At 54.6% G+C, this 16995-nt stretch carries 17 protein-coding genes; 14 read left to right on the plus strand and 3 right to left on the minus strand.

All coding sequences use genetic code 11. From position 1 onward, the window contains the following. Positions 1-16: 16 nt before the first annotated feature. On the plus strand, positions 17-754 hold the full coding sequence (locus tag HMPREF2854_RS03985) for a phosphoglyceromutase (protein WP_034508785.1): 738 nt from the start codon (positions 17-19) through the stop codon (positions 752-754). A gap of 96 nt (positions 755-850) precedes the next feature. Here the strand turns inward: HMPREF2854_RS03985 and phoU are convergent, their stop codons facing one another. Further along, positions 851-1501 carry a phosphate signaling complex protein PhoU gene (gene phoU / locus HMPREF2854_RS03990; protein ID WP_034508788.1) on the minus strand — a complete coding sequence of 217 codons (651 nt, stop codon included), beginning with the start codon at positions 1499-1501 and terminating at the stop codon, positions 851-853. 198 nt (positions 1502-1699) lie between these two features. Here phoU and HMPREF2854_RS03995 point away from each other — a divergent pair, with 198 nt between their 5' ends. The 6 genes from HMPREF2854_RS03995 (at position 1700) to HMPREF2854_RS04020 (ending at position 7746) form a co-directional block, all read left to right on the plus strand. Then, positions 1700-2863: a sensor histidine kinase gene (locus tag HMPREF2854_RS03995; protein WP_070619233.1), complete on the plus strand. Its 1164-nt coding sequence runs from the start codon at positions 1700-1702 to the stop codon at positions 2861-2863. Then, positions 2864-3559: a response regulator transcription factor gene (locus HMPREF2854_RS04000; protein ID WP_070619236.1), complete on the plus strand. Its 696-nt coding sequence runs from the start codon at positions 2864-2866 to the stop codon at positions 3557-3559. It abuts the gene before it with no gap. Between the two features lie 58 nt (positions 3560-3617). Continuing rightward, a complete protein-coding gene (locus HMPREF2854_RS04005; RefSeq protein ID WP_070619239.1) occupies positions 3618-4124 on the plus strand; it encodes a CarD family transcriptional regulator in 507 nt (168 codons plus the stop codon). Between the two features lie 156 nt (positions 4125-4280). After that, a complete protein-coding gene (gene ispD / locus HMPREF2854_RS04010) occupies positions 4281-5045 on the plus strand; it encodes a 2-C-methyl-D-erythritol 4-phosphate cytidylyltransferase (RefSeq protein WP_070619242.1) in 765 nt (254 codons plus the stop codon). A 68-nt stretch (positions 5046-5113) separates the two neighbouring features. Next, positions 5114-6499: an MFS transporter gene (locus tag HMPREF2854_RS04015; RefSeq protein ID WP_070619245.1), complete on the plus strand. Its 1386-nt coding sequence runs from the start codon at positions 5114-5116 to the stop codon at positions 6497-6499. Positions 6500-6504: 5 nt separating this feature from the next. Further along, positions 6505-7746 (plus strand): MFS transporter, encoded by a 1242-nt coding sequence (locus tag HMPREF2854_RS04020; protein WP_070619247.1) that lies wholly within the window; start codon positions 6505-6507, stop codon positions 7744-7746. Here HMPREF2854_RS04020 and ispF read toward each other — a convergent pair. Beyond that, positions 7743-8237 (minus strand): 2-C-methyl-D-erythritol 2,4-cyclodiphosphate synthase, encoded by a 495-nt coding sequence (gene ispF / locus HMPREF2854_RS04025; protein ID WP_070619250.1) that lies wholly within the window; start codon positions 8235-8237, stop codon positions 7743-7745. The genes HMPREF2854_RS04020 and ispF overlap by 4 nt on opposite strands. Before the next feature lie 68 nt (positions 8238-8305). Between ispF and cysS the strand changes: the two genes are divergently transcribed. Continuing rightward, positions 8306-9736 (plus strand): cysteine--tRNA ligase, encoded by a 1431-nt coding sequence (gene cysS / locus HMPREF2854_RS04030; protein WP_070619253.1) that lies wholly within the window; start codon positions 8306-8308, stop codon positions 9734-9736. Further along, positions 9721-10374 carry a rhomboid family intramembrane serine protease gene (locus HMPREF2854_RS04035; RefSeq protein WP_083309368.1) on the plus strand — a complete coding sequence of 218 codons (654 nt, stop codon included), beginning with the start codon at positions 9721-9723 and terminating at the stop codon, positions 10372-10374. The genes cysS and HMPREF2854_RS04035 overlap by 16 nt, the downstream gene beginning before the upstream one ends. A 93-nt stretch (positions 10375-10467) precedes the next feature. Here the strand turns inward: HMPREF2854_RS04035 and HMPREF2854_RS04040 are convergent, their stop codons facing one another. Beyond that, positions 10468-11250 carry a fumarylacetoacetate hydrolase family protein gene (locus HMPREF2854_RS04040; protein ID WP_070619255.1) on the minus strand — a complete coding sequence of 261 codons (783 nt, stop codon included), beginning with the start codon at positions 11248-11250 and terminating at the stop codon, positions 10468-10470. A gap of 125 nt (positions 11251-11375) precedes the next feature. On the opposite strand from HMPREF2854_RS04040, the gene HMPREF2854_RS04045 reads away from it, so the two are divergent. The 5 genes from HMPREF2854_RS04045 to HMPREF2854_RS04065 all read left to right on the plus strand — a co-directional run bounded on the left by HMPREF2854_RS04045 (position 11376) and on the right by HMPREF2854_RS04065 (position 16852). Further along, positions 11376-12722, plus strand: a complete 1347-nt coding sequence (locus tag HMPREF2854_RS04045) for an ABC transporter substrate-binding protein (RefSeq protein ID WP_070619258.1) — start codon at positions 11376-11378, stop codon at positions 12720-12722. A gap of 12 nt (positions 12723-12734) precedes the next feature. Then, on the plus strand, positions 12735-13661 hold the full coding sequence (locus tag HMPREF2854_RS04050) for a carbohydrate ABC transporter permease (protein ID WP_083309369.1): 927 nt from the start codon (positions 12735-12737) through the stop codon (positions 13659-13661). Next, on the plus strand, positions 13661-14497 hold the full coding sequence (locus tag HMPREF2854_RS04055) for a carbohydrate ABC transporter permease (RefSeq protein ID WP_070619261.1): 837 nt from the start codon (positions 13661-13663) through the stop codon (positions 14495-14497). Before HMPREF2854_RS04050 ends, HMPREF2854_RS04055 begins: the two co-directional genes overlap by 1 nt. A 12-nt stretch (positions 14498-14509) precedes the next feature. Beyond that, positions 14510-15613 carry a Gfo/Idh/MocA family protein gene (locus HMPREF2854_RS04060; protein ID WP_070619264.1) on the plus strand — a complete coding sequence of 368 codons (1104 nt, stop codon included), beginning with the start codon at positions 14510-14512 and terminating at the stop codon, positions 15611-15613. 315 nt (positions 15614-15928) lie between these two features. After that, positions 15929-16852, plus strand: coding sequence for a dihydrodipicolinate synthase family protein (locus tag HMPREF2854_RS04065; protein ID WP_070619624.1), 924 nt, complete (start codon positions 15929-15931; stop codon positions 16850-16852). Positions 16853-16995 lie beyond the last annotated feature (143 nt).

The following is a 16995-nucleotide window of genomic DNA, read 5'->3' on the forward strand; positions in this document are numbered from 1 at the left end:
ATGGGATAATGAAGCCATGGCTTTTAAACTGATTCTGCTCCGTCACGGGCAAAGCGATTGGAACGAAAAGAACCTGTTCACTGGATGGGTTGACGTTCCGCTGACAGAACTAGGTAAGGAAGAGGCCGTTCATGGCGGCGAGCTTCTTAAGAAGGAAGGTGTCCTGCCGGACATCCTCTACACGTCCCTACTTCGCCGCGCAATCTACACGGCAAACCTGGCGCTAGACGCTGCTGACCGCCACTGGATTCCGGTTAAGCGTTCCTGGCGTCTAAACGAGCGTCACTACGGTGCGCTGCAGGGCAAGAACAAGAAGGAGATCCGCGACGAGTACGGCGAGGATCAGTTCATGCAGTGGCGCCGCTCCTACGACGTACCGCCACCGGCAATCGAGGCTGGTTCGGAGTTTGCTCAGGATGGCGATCCGCGTTACGCGGGCGAGCCGATTCCGGCAACCGAGTGCCTAAAGGACGTCCTCGAGCGTCTGCTTCCGTACTGGGATGAGCAGATTGTTCCAGACATCAAGAGCGGCAAGACCGTTCTGATTGCAGCGCACGGCAACTCGCTACGCGCAATCGTGAAGCACCTTGATGATGTTTCCGACGAGGACATCTCGGCAGTGAACATCCCCACCGGCGTTCCGCTACTTTATGAGCTTGACGAAGAAACGCTCAAGCCCATCAAGAAGGGCGGCACCTACCTTGATCCCGAGGCTGAGGCGAAGATCGCTGCTGTAGCCGCGCAGGGTAAGTAAGCAAACTACAAGAAGGGGCGATGACCGCAACGGTCATCGCCCCTTCTTTGCGCTAAGAACAGTAGGGAGCGCCTCTAACTAGCAGGGACACGTAGCCTAGTCAGTGAGGAAGCGTTCACCCTCGATCAGGTACATGACATTGCGGCCAACATTGGTGGCGTGATCGCCAAAACGCTCGTAATAGCGGCCAACCAGCGTCAAGTTAATGATCTGCGCGGGGGTGAGCACAAAGCTGGGATCCAAAAGCATGCGGTGGAGCTGCACGTGCAGGTCATCCATCACGTCATCATCGGTCTGCATTTGATTTGCGAGGTCGGTGTTGGGATCCTCCATCAGCTTCGCAGTGTTCTCGCCCGCGATTCGCGCCTGTTCGCCCATCTTCGTAACAATCTCCGCGATCTCGGGCGGCAGTGCGTCGGTGTGTGCCTGCTGGCGAGCAATAACCGCAATGTTGCGCGCAAGGTCGCCCATGCGCTCTAGCGTCTTGGTCATGCGCAGGCCGGTAACGATCAGTCGCAGATCGCGGGCAACAGGAGCTTGCAGGGCCAGAAGCTGCGTGCACATCTCATCGATAATGTAGGCGAGGTCGTCAATCCGCTCATCCGCATCGATAGTCTGTTCTGCCAGTGCACTGTCATTCTCATCGAGTGCGCGTGAGGCGCGGCCAACAGCTCGTGACACCTGCCCCGCCATACGTGAAAGTTGGTTGCCGAGCTGGGTGAGCTCCTGGGTGTACATCTCCCGCATTCTTATTCCTCCAATGTGGTGCTTGAGGCCCAAAGGGAGGGCCTACTTATAGCCGAAAGTAATAACACCATGCGCGGGTGTCCCGGCTGGATGCAACAGGTTAACGAACGGTTAACGGATGCCGGATGTTTAGTGTAATCACGACAAGCGCTAGGTTTTCGCCCTATTGTCTATATTGTGGGTGGTGTAGAGACCAGTTTGCTAATTTTGGTGGCCCTCGTTGGCCTATTCGTGGGGGCCGGAGCGGGGCTTGCGTTTCGCGTATCGCAATCCCAGATTCGTGAATCATCACAGGACGAGGAATTTGAGCCGCCTGTGAATCCTGAGCTTAAGTCGGCTCTCACTGCTATGGCGTCAAGCTCTGTCATTGTGGACAGTGAGAATCATGTTGTACGGGCGGACGCCCAGGCGTACACCCTTGGCCTCGTTCGTGACGAAGAGATCGCGCACAAACAAGTGCTTGAAATGGTTGAGGACGTGCGCAAAAACGGGGTGACACTGCGAAAGAAGATGCAGCTACCTCGCTCGCGATACTCGTCGGATTCCCCCATTTACCTAGATATTCGCGTGGCGGCGCTCCTTGGCGGGCGCGTGCTCATTTTGATCGACGATGAGACGAAGCAAAAACGGGTTGACGCGGTTCGCCGTGACTTCACTGTAAACGTGTCCCACGAGTTGAAAACCCCGATCGGTGCGATCGGTCTGATTGCTGAAACTCTGCAAGACAGTGACTACGATCCCGAAGTGGTTCGCATGTTCACCCCCAAGATGGCAGCGGAGGCCGCGCGCCTATCCACCCTCGTGCAGGATCTGATTGAGCTTTCGCGCCTCGAAACCGGTGATCCTCTGATGCGGGCCCAGCGGATTAACATTGACGAGGTTGTGTGGGAAGCCGTTCAGCTGGAGAGCAACCGGGCGTCTGCCTCGAATATTGATATAGAGGTGGGGGAGCCTTCTGGTGGCATCGTGTGGGGTGACCACAACCTGCTTGTCACCGCCGTTCGCAACCTGGTGGATAACGCGATTCGTTACTCGGATCCGCACACGCGCGTGAGCGTTAAAAGCTCGGTTGTAGATGACCTGGTGCGCGTGGCGGTTGTGGACACCGGAATCGGTATGGACGAGGCAGAGAAGGAACGCGTGTTTGAAAGGTTTTATCGCGTGGATCCGGGAAGGTCGCGAAATACTGGCGGATCGGGTCTGGGCTTGTCTATTGTGAAACACGTTGCTGCAGATCATGGTGGAACTGTTTCGGTGTGGTCCAAGAAGGGCCACGGTTCCACATTCACACTGGTGATTCCGCAAGCCGAGGGCGAAGAGAATGTGGATTCTGAGGATCCGGAAGAGAGCGAGGAACGCTAATTGAAGACGATTTTAGTTGTGGAGGATGAGGAATCGTTGCGCACTCCTCTTGCTTTCAGTCTACGCAGAGACGGGTACGAGGTGCTAGAGGCGGAAAGCGGCGAGGTTGCTCTTGCAACTTTGGAGGCCGCTACTCCTGATCTGATCTTGCTTGACCTGATGCTTCCAGGAATCTCGGGCACGGAGGTGTGCCGCCAGGTGCGCCGTACTTCGAAGGTACCGATCATCATGGTGACGGCTAAAGACGATGTGGTAGATCGCGTGGTGGGCTTGGAGCTCGGCGCGGATGATTATGTGACAAAGCCGTACTCATACCGTGAATTGCTCGCACGCATTCGTGCGGTGTTGCGCCGGCGCGTGCCTGAAATTGAAAGCGGAGACGAGGAAGATGTCCTCACTGTAGGCAAGGTTCTTGTGCGCGTTGATCGGCACGAAGTTGAGGTGGATTCAAAGCCGGTTCACTTGCCTCTTCGCGAGTTCGAACTGCTTGAGCTTTTGATGCGCAACGTGAATCGCGTGCTTACGAGGACGCAGATTATCAACATCGTGTGGGGCCCGGATTACGTGGGGGACACGAAGACGTTGGACGTGCATGTAAAGCGCTTGCGTTCGCGCATTGAAGCAGATCCTTCTAACCCGCAACTGTTGCAAACTGTGCGCGGACTGGGATACAAGATGGTGGATCCCCTCGAGTAAGTGCACGTAATTGCTGGTAAAATAGGGGTGTTGAGCTAACATCAGGAGTTTTACAGCAATGACATTCAAAGTGGGCGAAACCGTTGTGTACCCACATCACGGCGCTGCCACAATCGAAGAGATTTCTACGCGCAAATTTGCTGGCAAGGAAAGAACTTACCTTACTCTTCGCGTGACTACGGGGGATCTGACTATTCAGGTTCCTGCAGAGAACGTGGAGCTCGTGGGGGTTCGTGACGTGGTTGACGAAGAGGGTTTCGAAGAGGTCATGGATACGCTCCGTGAGGAGAACACGGAGGAGCCTTCAAACTGGTCGCGCCGTTACAAGGCAAACCAGGAAAAGATTGCGACCGGCGATATTGTTCGCGTTGCAGAGGTTGTTCGTGACCTGTCGCGTCGCGACGCCATGAAGGGCCTATCGGCCGGCGAGAAGCGTATGCTCTCAAAGGCTCGCCAGATTCTGACTTCCGAATTGGCTCTCTCGCGTGAGGTTGATGAGGACGAAGCGAGCGATCGCCTGGATGAGATCCTCGCGGAGGGAATTGACGAGGCGGAAGAAGAATAAACTGATCCTGCGATTTTGAGGCCGCACCTGCGGCCTCAAACTTTATGCGGGGCCGGCGTGAGAAGCTTTGGAGTGTCCAAATGGGCTGGCTGGCTCAAGGATTAGTGCGGGTGGTTTTGAGTAGTGGGCAGTGTTGCCACGGTGCGAGGAGGCGTGATGAGTAGTTCGGTTTTTGCAGTCGTTACGGCTGCAGGTTCGGGATCGCGGCTTGGCCATGACACGCCGAAAGCGCTGGTGCAGCTAGCTGGAGTGTCCTTGGTGCGCCGAGCTGTGGATGGTATTCGCGTTGCGGGTGTGGATGGTGTTGTGGTGACTGCCCCGCCAACTCACTTGGGCGAGTTCGAACAGATTTTCGCTCAGGAACCAGATGTGGCTGTGGTTCCAGGCGGCAACATCCGCCAGGATTCGGTGTATAACGGCCTGCTCGAAATTCCGCGCCTCGCCAAACGGATTGGCAAGGAATTGGATGAGCCCACGCCCGTGCTTATTCACGACGCCGCCCGATGCCTCACCCCCAAGCGCGCCATTAGAGACGTCATTGAAGCGCTGGAGAGCGGGTTAAAAGCTGTCATTCCGGCGGTTCCTGTTACCGACACACAGAAGGTTGTGGAGCCGGTGGGGGCCTCCTCGAAAATTGAAAAAGTCGTTGGGCAAGTTGATCGCGCGCAGCTGCGCGGAGTTCAAACCCCGCAAGGCTTTCACTGGGAAACCGCTATGCGCGCACACGAGGCGGGCCGCGAACTGCTGGCCCAAGGTGTGGAACTAACCGACGATGCCGGGCTTGTGGAAGCTCTTGGCGAGGATGTGCATGTGACGCCGGGTAGCGCGCTGTCCATGAAGATTACAACCAAACTAGACCTGGTGGTTGCCGCAGAAATCCTGGCCCGGCCAGACCGGTATCAGAGCCTGATGGAGGAATAACATACCGCCAACGAAACTAAATGGTCTTTAAATCCATAATTTTCTGATTTCGGGTTAAAGTCAGAAGCGTGACTACTTCATCAACTAATCACAGCTTTGGCAACGAGGCCCCCGCTAAAAAAGAAAGCATCCTAAATAAGACCGTTCTTGCATGGTCACTTTGGGACTGGGGTTCGGCCGCATTCAACGCGGTTGCCACCACATTCGTATTTTCTGTTTATTTGACTTCCGGCATGTTTGCCGACACGGATAAGGCGTCAGAGTCGCTGAGCCTTGGCCTCACTATCGCGGGTTTTGTGATCGCGCTCCTCGCGCCGATTACCGGCCAGCGTGCGGATCGGCGCGGTAAAGGCACGTTCTGGCTGGGTTTCAACACTTACGTAGTGGTGATGCTGACCGGCATGATGTTTTTTGTCCACCCCGAGTCGGTGTTTGGCCCGCTCGGCGCAATGTGGCTTGGCATCGCGCTACTTGGCTTCGGAAACGTTTTCTTTGAGTTCGCGTCCGTGAACTACAACGCGATGCTCGCGCGCGTGTCCACGCCCAAGACTATGGGCCGCGTGTCTGGCCTTGGCTGGGGACTTGGCTACGTGGGCGGCATCATTTTGCTCCTGATCCTCTACTTCGGTTTTATCGCCCCCGAGGTGGGCCTGTTCGGTGTAACGGCCGAGAATGGCCTGAACGTTCGCGTATCTATGCTGATTGCCGCGCTCTGGTTCGGGCTTTCCACAATCCCCGTGTTAATCGCGGTTCCCGGCCGTAAGGTTGCAGGCGCTGACGAGGCCGGACACGAGTCGATCATCGACTCCTACAAGCTTTTGTTTAAGACCGTAAAAGACCTATGGAACACGTCGCCGCACACAATCTTCTTCCTGATCGCGTCGGCCATCTTCCGTGATGGACTTGCGGGCGTGTTCACGTTCGGCGCTATCATTGCGGCCGGCACGTTCGGATTCAGCGCCGGTGACGTGTTGATTTTCGGCATCGTGGCAAACATTGTAGCGGGCATCGCGACTATCGGATTTGGCGCGTTGGACGACAAGATCGGCCCGAAGGCCGTTATTTTGATCTCGCTTATCGCAATGGTGGTAGATGGCATTTTGATCTTCATCCTCCACGATGCGGGCACCGGCACGTTCTGGGTGCTTGGCCTGATCCTCACCGTGTTCGTCGGCCCCTGCCAGTCGGCTTCACGCACCTTCCTCGCCCGCCTCATTCCACAGGGCCGCGAGGGAGAAGTGTTTGGCCTGTACGCCACAACCGGCCGCGCCGTGTCCTTCCTCGCGCCGCTGTGCTTCGGCCTGTCCGTGCGGCTTGGATCTAATTTCGTTCCCGAGGGCACCTCGTCGCAGTACTGGGGCATCCTCGGCATTGTCCTCATCCTGTTTGTGGGCCTCATGCTGATCCTGCCGGTTAAGACTGAGCAGGCACATCTGGGTGCCTTTGAGGACTGAACGCTATGAGCGAGCCGCAGCCGCCCGATAAGGAACAGCCGCGTTTCGAAGGTCACGACCTGCACAGTCCGCAGTATCGAAAGATCTCGATCAGCCTGTTTCTAGCCGGCTTGGCAACGTTCGCTTTGCTTTATGACACGCAGCCCGTTTTGCCGCAAATCAGCGCGCATTACGGGCTGCGTCCCGATCAGGCGGCCCTGTCCGTCTCTATTTCCACTATTGGCCTGGCGCTGGCGTTACTGTTCGTGGGGCCCATATCCGAAGTACGGGGCCGCACCCGCATCATCTTCATCTCCCTTTTTGCGGCAGGCGCCGTGGCAATCTGCGTAGGACTCGCACCAACGTGGGAGCTGATGCTTCTGCTTCGCCTCATACAAGGAATTTCCGTGGCGGGCCTACCCGCAGTGGCTATGGCATACCTAACCGAGGAAGTGCACAGGTCTGCACAAGCCCGCGCCGCCGGCCTCTACATTGCGGGTACAGCGCTGGGCGGCATGACGGGGCGCCTCGGCGTATCCGCATTCGCGGAGGTAGTGGGGTGGCGGGGCGGCCTCATCGCAATGGGAGTGGTAGCGCTGCTCTGCGCAATCCTGGTATGGCGGTTTCTGCCCCGGTCTCAGGGGTTTATTCCCGGCGAGTCAGGGCTGGCCAACCTTGCGCATCAAACCTCCGCAATCATGCGTGACCCGGTACTGCTCGGCCTGTTTTTCATTGCCGCGGTGGGAATGGGCTCATTCGTTGGTGTATTTAACATCATGGGGTTTCGGTTAGAGGCCGATCCATATGGTTACTCTGTTGGCGTGGTGGGTCTGATCTTCCTGGTGTATGCGCTCGGATCCTACTCGTCAGCCTATGCTGGGAAACTCGCGCAAAAATGGGGACAACGCAAAGTTGAACCCTACGCGATCAGCGTGATGATCTGTGGCCTGCTCCTCACGCTCGCCGCACCCATATGGGTCATCATCATCGGCCTCGCCATCTTCACCGCTGGCTTCTTCGCCACCCACGGAGTCGCATCCGGATGGGTGGCCGCCCGCGCCCGCGCCGGCGTTGGCGCAACCGGACAAGCCTCGTCGGCCTACATGTTCTTCTACTACCTGGGCTCATCCATTTTTGGTGCGCTCGCGGGAACTTTCTGGCATTGGAACGCCTGGCCCGGCGTGGTACTCATGGCCGGTGTGCTACTGTTTACCGGCTTGGGAGCGGCGCTTGCACTTAGGCGGGTCAAGCCCCTCGGAGCGCGCTAGTCTACGCGCTGCACCAGCGCGGATGCGATGCCCGCAACTCCCTCGCTCCGCCCGGCAAAACCAAGCTTGTCGGTGGTTGAAGCGCCAAAACTTACCGGGGCTCCAACAACCTCGCTCATGCGCGCCTCCGCCTCGGACCTACGAGCCCCGATGCGCGGGCGCTCCCCGATGATTTGCACGGACACGTTCACAATCGCGTAACCGGCCTGCTCCACCAGGCGTACCGTTTCGCGTAGGAGCGCCTCGCCGCTCGCGCCCGACCACTCTGGTCTTGACGTGCCAAAGTTTGTTCCCAGATCGCCCAGGCCTGCCGCCGCAAGTAAAGCATCGCAGCACGCGTGCGCGGCAACGTCAGCATCGGAATGGCCTTCCAAGCCAACCTCGCCGGGCCATTCAAGGCACGCCATCATCATTTTTCGCCCCGAATCTGCGGGCGCAAAAGCGTGCGTGTCAAAACCAATACCGGTGCGAATAGGTAAAAGCGAAGTCATGGGGCCAGTTTAACGCCGCGCGTTGAAAACGTTATGCCCCGTGCGCGCAGGCTGGGTAGGCTAGGGGCGTGAATCTTCATCTTTACGACACCAAAAGCCGTTCCCTCCAGCCACTAAAGCCCGTTCACGAGGGCGAGGTTGGCATCTACCTGTGCGGAGCCACCGTGCAGGGTAGCCCCCACATCGGGCACTTGCGGTCCGCGGTAGCGTTTGACACGCTGATCCGCTGGCTAAAGAAGAACGGCATGAAGGTCACCTACATCCGAAACATTACGGATATTGATGACAAAATCTTGAACAAGTCTGCCGAGGCCGGGCAACCGTGGTGGGCATGGGCGTCCAGGTTTGAACGCGAGTTCGCCCAGGCTTACGACGCTCTTGGGCTTATTCCGCCCACGTTTGAGCCGCGCGCAACCGCGCATATCCTGGACCAGGTCCAGCTGGTCCAGCGCCTCATCGATCGCGGACACGCATACCCGGATGGGGCGGGTAACGTCTATTTCGACGTGCATTCGTTAGATGACTACGGTTCGTTAACCCACCAGGATTTAGCGCAAATGCGCACTACGGAAGATGAGTCGCAGATCGATTCTAGCGTCGAGGCGGGAAAGCGCGACCCGCGTGACTTCGCCCTGTGGAAGGCCGCTAAGCCGACTGAGCCAAGTACTGCTTCCTGGCAGTCCCCGTGGGGGCTGGGCCGTCCGGGCTGGCACTTGGAGTGTTCCGCAATGTCGCGCCGCTACCTGGGGGAAGCGTTCGATATTCACGGAGGTGGCATCGACCTGCGGTTCCCCCACCACGAGAACGAGCAGGCGCAGTCCCATGGCGCTGGCTGGCCGTTTGCAAGCCTGTGGGTGCACAACGCGTGGGTGACAATGAAGGGGGAGAAGATGTCGAAGTCGCTCGGCAACTCCCTGGTGGTTGCAGACATCTTGCAACGCGTTCCCGCACCGGTGTTACGTTTCGCTCTGGGCACGGTGCACCACCGCTCTACCGTGGAGTATTCCGAAGAAACGATCCACGCTGCAGCCGCCGCCTGGGAGCGTATTTCCGGATTCGTCCAGCGCGCCGGTGAGGTAGCTAGTGTGACCGTGAGCGAGGTCGCCGAGCGAGCTGTACCGCAAGCCTTCGCGGCTGCCCTCGACAATGATCTGAATGTGGCGGGCGGCTTAGCCGCGGTTTATGAGCGCATGAAGGCCGGTAACCAGGCTCTTGCGGATGGCTCCGAGGGGGAGGTACGCGAGGCGTTGCTGGATGTGCGCGCAATGCTCGACATTCTTGGCTTGGATCCGGCATCGCCGCAGTGGGCCAGCGAAGAGGCGGAGGCAGGTGGAAAAGACAAGGCTCTGGACGTCCTTGTGAATCACTTGATTGAGCAGCGGGAGCAGGCGCGTACCGCGAAAGACTGGGCTACGGCCGATTCGATTCGAGATGGTCTGGCTGCCGCTGGCGTTGTTGTTGAAGATGGAGCTGATGGCGCCAGATGGCATATCGGCTAGATCCGCGCGTTCAAGAGGTCGTGCCTAGCGGGCGCGGCCCTCTTTTGGAGCGTCTTGCCGGCCCGCTGGGCGTGGTCTTGCTCGTGTGGGTGGTATTCATCCTCCAACCGCTTGGAGGCCGGGAGTTACTGCTTAACTTTGGCGTTCCCGCACATGACTTCACGAGGCCGTGGACCTACTTCACATCCATATTCCTGCACGGCTCCGTGGCGCATGTAAGTGGTAACACTACATTTCTTGCGCTCCTCGGCGTCCTGATCGGGCTGGAGGGGAGGCGGCGCTGGCTGGCCGTGTTTGCGGGGTCTGCAATCGGGGCGGGCCTGTTTATCAGCGCGTTCACGCCGGCGGGCCTCACTATTGGTGCGTCTGGAATCGTGTTTGGCTACTTCGGATACATTCTTGCGGCCGCTCTCGTGGAGCGAACCCCGTGGATCAAACTGGTGCGGATCGTGGTTGCGATTGTGCTTCTTAGTGCCTACAGCGCCACCATTCTCGTTGGTTTTCTACCCTCTGGGGGAGTGTCCTGGCAGGCACACGTTGGTGGTTTCGTAGGTGGCATAGTGGTTGCGGTAATAGCGGAGAAGGTTGTTGAACCAAGATCTGAAAACGCCGTCCGGCACCGTCTAAATCCCTATTAAGTTACGGCTCACATGTTCGCTGCAATGGCGCACTCGCTGGCCTGTTGTGGACGGTGCTAGCGACGCGATTCTCAGGATCTGGCCAAATTTTGACTAGAGGCTACAACCAGTGGTGTTCTTGAGCGTTCCTAAATGCTCGATTCGGATTTCAATCGAATCACCATCTTGCATGGGGCCGGCTCCTACGGGCGTTCCCATAAGTACAGCGTCGCCTGCAACAAATGAGAATGCTTCGGAAAGGAAACTAATTATTTCCGGTATTGTTCTCTTCAAATAGGCAGTGTTGCTTGACTGCACGAGCTTCCCCGATAGGCGCGTTTCAAGATTTAGATTTGACGCATCCTGAACACTTAGATCCGTATTGATCCATGGACCTAACGGACAAAACGTGTTCGCTCCTTTTGCGCGGAACCATTGGGCATCCAGCTTCTGCCACGGCTGAGCAGAAACATCGTTTGCAATTGTGTAACCAAAGATAGCTTCGTCAACTTCAGATTCTGAGATTTTGCCGTCGGTATCTTTCATTATGACGGCCAGTTCTCCCTCGAACGCGAGCGAGTCCGCGCTCTCTGGGCGCACAATGAGGTCATCGGGGCCGCAAGCCGCACTGGAAGGTTTTAAGAACGCCAGAGGGGTACTGAACGGTTCGCGCTTCTCGTCGGGTGATAAAAAGTTATCGCCGATCCCAATGATCTTAGAGGGCACGACGGGAGCGAGTAACTTGCACGAATCCAGGGTTTGCATTTCGCCTGTATGGCTTGCAGAACCCGAAATAGGATTTTCCTCAAAGAACTTAATTTGTGTGATGCCGTCCGGGTCTTCGCAAAGCTCGCCGTAGGTAGGAATCGAATGTCTTAAAACTCTTACTAGACGCATATTCAGAATTCTATCGCGCACAGTTTTGAAAAATTAGGCGTTGAAAGTGATTGACAGAAAACCAGATGTGTGATGTGCTACATATGACATCAGATGTCATCTAATTAATTTACAAGGAGGGCCCAATGGCGGGCAATACTCGATTCCGTAGAAGAATGCTTGCAGCCACACTTGGCGCCGCATTAGTTACATCATTGGCCGCGTGTGGCGGATCGTCTGCAAACCAGGACCAAGGCGACGGTAAGCTTGCAGGCGATGTGACATTCTGGTCCAGCTATACGCAAGGACCGCGAGCTGAATGGCTCCAGAAGATGGCGGACAAGTTTGAGGCTGAAAACCCGGATGTTCACATCACGATTGAGAACTTCTCGTGGGGCGAATTTTATACGAAGTGGACTGCAGGAGTTGCATCGGGCCAACTGCCTGATATCTCTTCCGCTTTGCCTTACCACGTCACTGAGATGCTAGATGCTGGTGTCATCGCGCCTCTCGATGATGTTATCGATGAGATTGGTCGTGATCGGTTCCCTGAGAGCGCTTTGAAGGAAGGTGCTAAAGACGGTCATAACTATTCGATTCCCCTTTATTCACACGCGCAAGCAATGTGGATCCGCAAGGATGTGCTTGAAGAGAACGGACTAGAGGTCCCGGAGACCTGGGAAGAGCTCCGTGACGCCGCTAAGAAGGTTTCCACTCCTGATCTATACGGTCTTTCTGTGCCGCTCGGTACAAACGACGTGCTAGGTGTTAGGTACCTGAACTACTACGTTAAATCAGCTGGTGGATCGCTAATCACTGAAGATGGCAAGGCAAATCTGACCAGCCCAGAAGCGCTGGAAGGGATCAAGTATTGGGTGGACCTCTACAACGAGGTAAGCCCGAAGGGTTCCATTAACTTTAATATCCTTGACCAAGCTACCTTGTATTACCAGGGCAAGACTGCGTTTGATTTTAATACTGGCTTCCAAATCGGTGGCGTGCAGGCAACAACCCCTTCTTTGGATGACAAGATTGAAGCCGCACCGCTTCCCAGGTTGCACAAGGGTGATCCGATCTATGGAGCTGAAACTGGATACCAGCCCATGGTTGTATGGGAGACCTCGGATGTGCAGGAAGAAGCTAAGGCATTCTTGCTCTCCTTGTATAACGATGAGGACTACATTGAGTTCTTAAAGGGTGTCCCAATCGGAATGATGCCGGTTCTTAAGGATATCGCTGAGAATCCAGAGTTCCGCGATGATCCTGAAATTCAGAAGCACATCGAGAGCTTTGACGTGATCAATCAGGCTATTCCGTTGTCCTCGGCTATTGGAATGGAGAACGGACCTCGAATTGAAGCTGGCATTTTGGTTAACCAAGGTGTTGTTGAGTCTATGTTCCAGGACATTATTCTCAATGGCACGGATATCAATACTGCAGCCAAGAATGCAGAAGACCAGCTGAACAAGATGTTCGAACAGGCAAGACGATAAGGAATCCTGTTCATGAGGTCTGAACACATCGATGAAACGGTTGTAGGAAGACCACCTTGGTACCGCCGGATCGACTGGGTTGGTTTGGCATTTGTCGCTCCGGCGGTGCTTGTGGTGATCCTCTTGTTGATTTACCCACTCGGGACGAGCATTTTTTACTCGTTTACAAGCAAGCATCTGATTAGGGCGGATTATTCATTCGTTGGCCTTGAGAACTTTACGGAGCTGTTGACAGATCCACTGTTCTGGCGTGCCTTCAGGACGTCAATTGTTTGGACTTTCGCTTCCCTAGTTGGACAGCTTGCCGTTGGATTCCTATTGGCAATGGGGCTCAATAAGATTAGACATCTGTCTGGTCTATTCAGAACTATGCTTATTGTCCCTTGGGCGGTACCTGCGATCATCATTGCGTTTGGCTGGAAATGGCTCCTAAATGATGTCAGCGGCTTCTTGCCAAATCTTTTGAATGTAATCCAAATTACAGATGGTCGGGTGTCATTACTGGCGGATCCAACGACAGCATTTTGGACAGTGCTTTTCATCAACATTTGGTTTGGAAGCCCTCTGTTCATGATCAATATTCTGTCCGCACTTAAAACTATCCCGGCTGAGCAATTGGAAGCAGCTGTGGTTGACGGAGCTACCGCTTGGCAACGCTTTAGGTTCGTGACTTTGCATCACATTAGAACTGTCATTGGACTTCTCGTGGTGCTCAGAACCATTTGGGTTTTCAATAACTTCGACCTTCTGTTCCTTCTTACAGGTGGAGGTCCGGGCGATGTTACAACCACCGTGCCGATCTATGCGTACAGGGCAGGTTGGGGATTGAAGCAGCTTGGTACGGCATCGGCTGTCACCATTTTGCTGTTGCTGTTCTTGTTGGCAGTCTCAGTATTCCTGTTCCGCATACTCGCCAAATGGGAAAGCGAGGATAACTAATGAGCCACGCTGGCCGAAATAAATGGGGAATGGCGGGGATCTATATTGGTCTCACTCTTGCTTCTGTGGTTGCTGTATTCCCTGTCTTGTGGATTGTGATTTCGTCGCTAAAAACAGCAACGGATCTCAACGGCAATCCGATATCGCTAATCCCGCAGCCTTTCACATTTGATAACTACGTGAGGGTATTTACGGAGCTTGGGTTCCATTGGAATCTATTAAATTCCTTGATTATTTCCGTTGCTTCTACAGCTATTACCATCATTATCAGTAGCCTTGGGGCATATGGCATAGTCAGATTCTTTCCGAACGTCGGAAGAAAAATGACTCGTGTACTCATCGTGAGTTACATGTTTCCTCCGATTTTGCTTGCGGTGCCATTCACCTTGATGCTGGCAAAAGTTGGGCTAGTAAACTCTTACCTCGGACTAATCGTCATTTACTTGTCCTTCTCTGTGCCTTACGCGTTATGGATGCTAGTTGGCTTCTATCAAACGGTTCCAATCAGCATTGAGGAAGCGGCTGCAGTAGATGGCGCGGGAAGAATGCGCGTTTTTCTTACCATCGCGTCGCCAATAGTTTTACCCGGCATTGTCGCCACAACTATCTACACGTTCATCAATACGTTTAACGAGTTTCTCTACGCTCTTCTCTTCATCAATGAATCCGCCAAAATGCCAGTGTCGGTAGGGCTCTATTCACTGATGGGCACGGAAGTCTTGGATTGGGGAATGCTCATGGCAGCGTCAACGCTCGTCGTCCTGCCTTCCGTAATCGTATTTATGATTATCCAAAAATACATGGCTGCCGGCCTATCAGAAGGCTCGGTTAAATAACAAGGAGTAAACATGACAGTCCGTTACGGTGTTATCGGAACCGGTTATTTCGGAGCAGAACAAGCGAGATTTCTAGAAACCATTGACGATGCGGAAGTGGTTGCAGTTTTTGATCCGGAAAATGCGGAAGCTGTTGCCAAAGAAGTTGGCGCACAGGTAGAAGAGAGCGTTGAGTCGTTGGTGGCTCGCGCAGATGTTGACGCGGTGATTGTAGCTTCGCCTAACGGCGCTCACTACGAGCCGGTGCTAGCTGCTGCGAAAGCTCACAAAAATGTGTTCTGTGAAAAACCGATTGCGCTTAGCTATGCTCACTGCGCTGAGATGGTAGATGCGACGAAGGAAGCAGGTGTTCTGTTCATGGCGGGCCACGTCATGAACTTCATGGCTGGTGTAAGGCGAGCCAAGCAGCTAATTAACGAGGGCAAGATCGGTGACGTTCTGTTCATCCGAGCCATCAGGAATGGCTGGGAAGACGTTCAGCCAGAAGTGAGCTGGAAGAAGGTGCGCAAGCTGTCTGGCGGACACCTGTATCACCATATTCACGAGCTTGATTTCGTGCAATCAGTTATGGGGCCTGCTGAAGTTGCAACCATGGTTGGCGGAAACGTTGCTCACAAGGGCGACGGCTTCGGTGACGAAGATGACATGCTCATCATTACACTTGAGTTCGGTAATGATCGGTTTGCGGCAATCGAATACGGATCAGCGTTCAGGTGGCCCGAGCATTACGTCCTTATCCAAGGCAGCAAGGGGGCCATTAAACTTGATCTGCAGGATGTTGGATGCACTCTTCGCATCGGCGGAACAGAAGAGAAGTTCCTCCTGCATCGGACTCCGGAAGAAGATCAGGATCGAGCAGCGATTTATGCGGGCTCAGCCACCGACGGAGCAGTTCAGTACGGCAAACCTGATCGTCGCCCGCCCCTTTGGCTAAGGGGAATCATCGAAGAGGAATTGACCTACTTCCACAATTTGATGAAGGGGCAAGAACCTCTCGACGAGTTTAAAGCGCTATCAGACGGTTCTGCCGCAACTGCAGCAATCGCAACCGCTGATGCTTGCACACTATCCCTTAAAGAAGGCAGGAAGGTGAAGGTATCTGAGATTACCGGATAACTTCCCAAGATTGCCTTGATTGTTTCCGTAGCGTACAAAGTCGCGTGCTCTGCGGAAACAATCCAGTGGTTCGTGACGTTGCGGACCGCAGATTATTGGTGATCTCCTTGGTGAATATTTCAGGGTGATAGTGACGTCGAGCTGGTGTCGCTACATTTGCATGGCGTCATTATCACCCTAAACAACAAGGCAAGCACGCTGCGAAAAAGATAGTCCATTACTCGACGTCTACGCGCGTATCCAATCCTTCTAAAAAATAGAAATCGTATCTAGAATTTAATGCTCACTTGAGCGAAAATGCGAGGTCAAACCAAAATGAATAAGAAAATCTGTGGTGTGGTACCACCGGTTGTGACGCCACTGTTGCCCACAGGTGAAGTTGACGTTGTCTCCTACGAGAACCATCTAAATCGAATGATCGACGCAGGAGTTAACGGAATTTTCGTATTGGGATCGTCATCCGAAGTAGTGTTTCTGACCGATAGACAACGCCGTCAGGTACTTGAAATTGCAAACCGAGTAGTAGCTGGTCGCGTACCTATTTTGGCAGGCGTAATCGAGACTCAGACACAGCGAGTTATTGATCAGATCCGGATGGTTGAGGAGATCGGTGCGGACGGGGTTGTAGCGACTGCGCCTTTCTACGCGCTTGCAGGTATGGCAGAAGTTGAAAACCATTTCCGGTTACTTCACGAGGCTACTTCTTTGCCGATATTTGCGTATGACATACCGGTTTGTGTGCATGTGAAACTTCCAACCGAACTCCTCCTAAAACTGGGTAAAGAAGGGGTCATAGCTGGTGTTAAAGACTCATCTGGAGATGACGTAAGTTTCCGTTACCTAGTTGCAGGAAACAAGGCTCTGGGTAAGCCCATGTCGATTCTTACTGGGCATGAAGTGGTAGTGGATGGCGCCTACCTCTCTGGTGCTGACGGCTCTGTGCCCGGCTTGGCCAATGTGGATCCGCACGCCTATGTCAGGGAATGGAAAGCCTATGAAGCTGGTGATTGGAATGCTGTTAGAGAGGAACAGGAACGTCTAGCCGAACTTATGCGCATCGCTCAGGTGTCAAAGGGCGTTGTTGGATATGGCGCAGGCGTGGGTAGTTTCAAAACGGCTCTGTGGCTAATGGGCGTTTTTAGTAGCAACGCCATTACTCCTCCAGTTAAGGCCTTGGAGGGAGAAAATGTTACTGCGATCAAGGACATCCTCGTGAAGGCGGGATTGTTGAACGAATAAAATTGTCGGACGGAGGTCAATGGCCTCCGTCCGCATCAACTTACGTGGGCGTTCATTACGTTGAGAGAGGGCCATACGATCGAGCCTGCAACACTGACAAGGTCGCCAGAGGATGATGAAGATTTTGTTTCACGTGATTCTGC

Origin of the sequence: Actinomyces sp. HMSC075B09, assembly GCF_001812395.1 — a bacterium.
GTDB classification, from domain to species: domain Bacteria; phylum Actinomycetota; class Actinomycetes; order Actinomycetales; family Actinomycetaceae; genus Gleimia; species Gleimia europaea.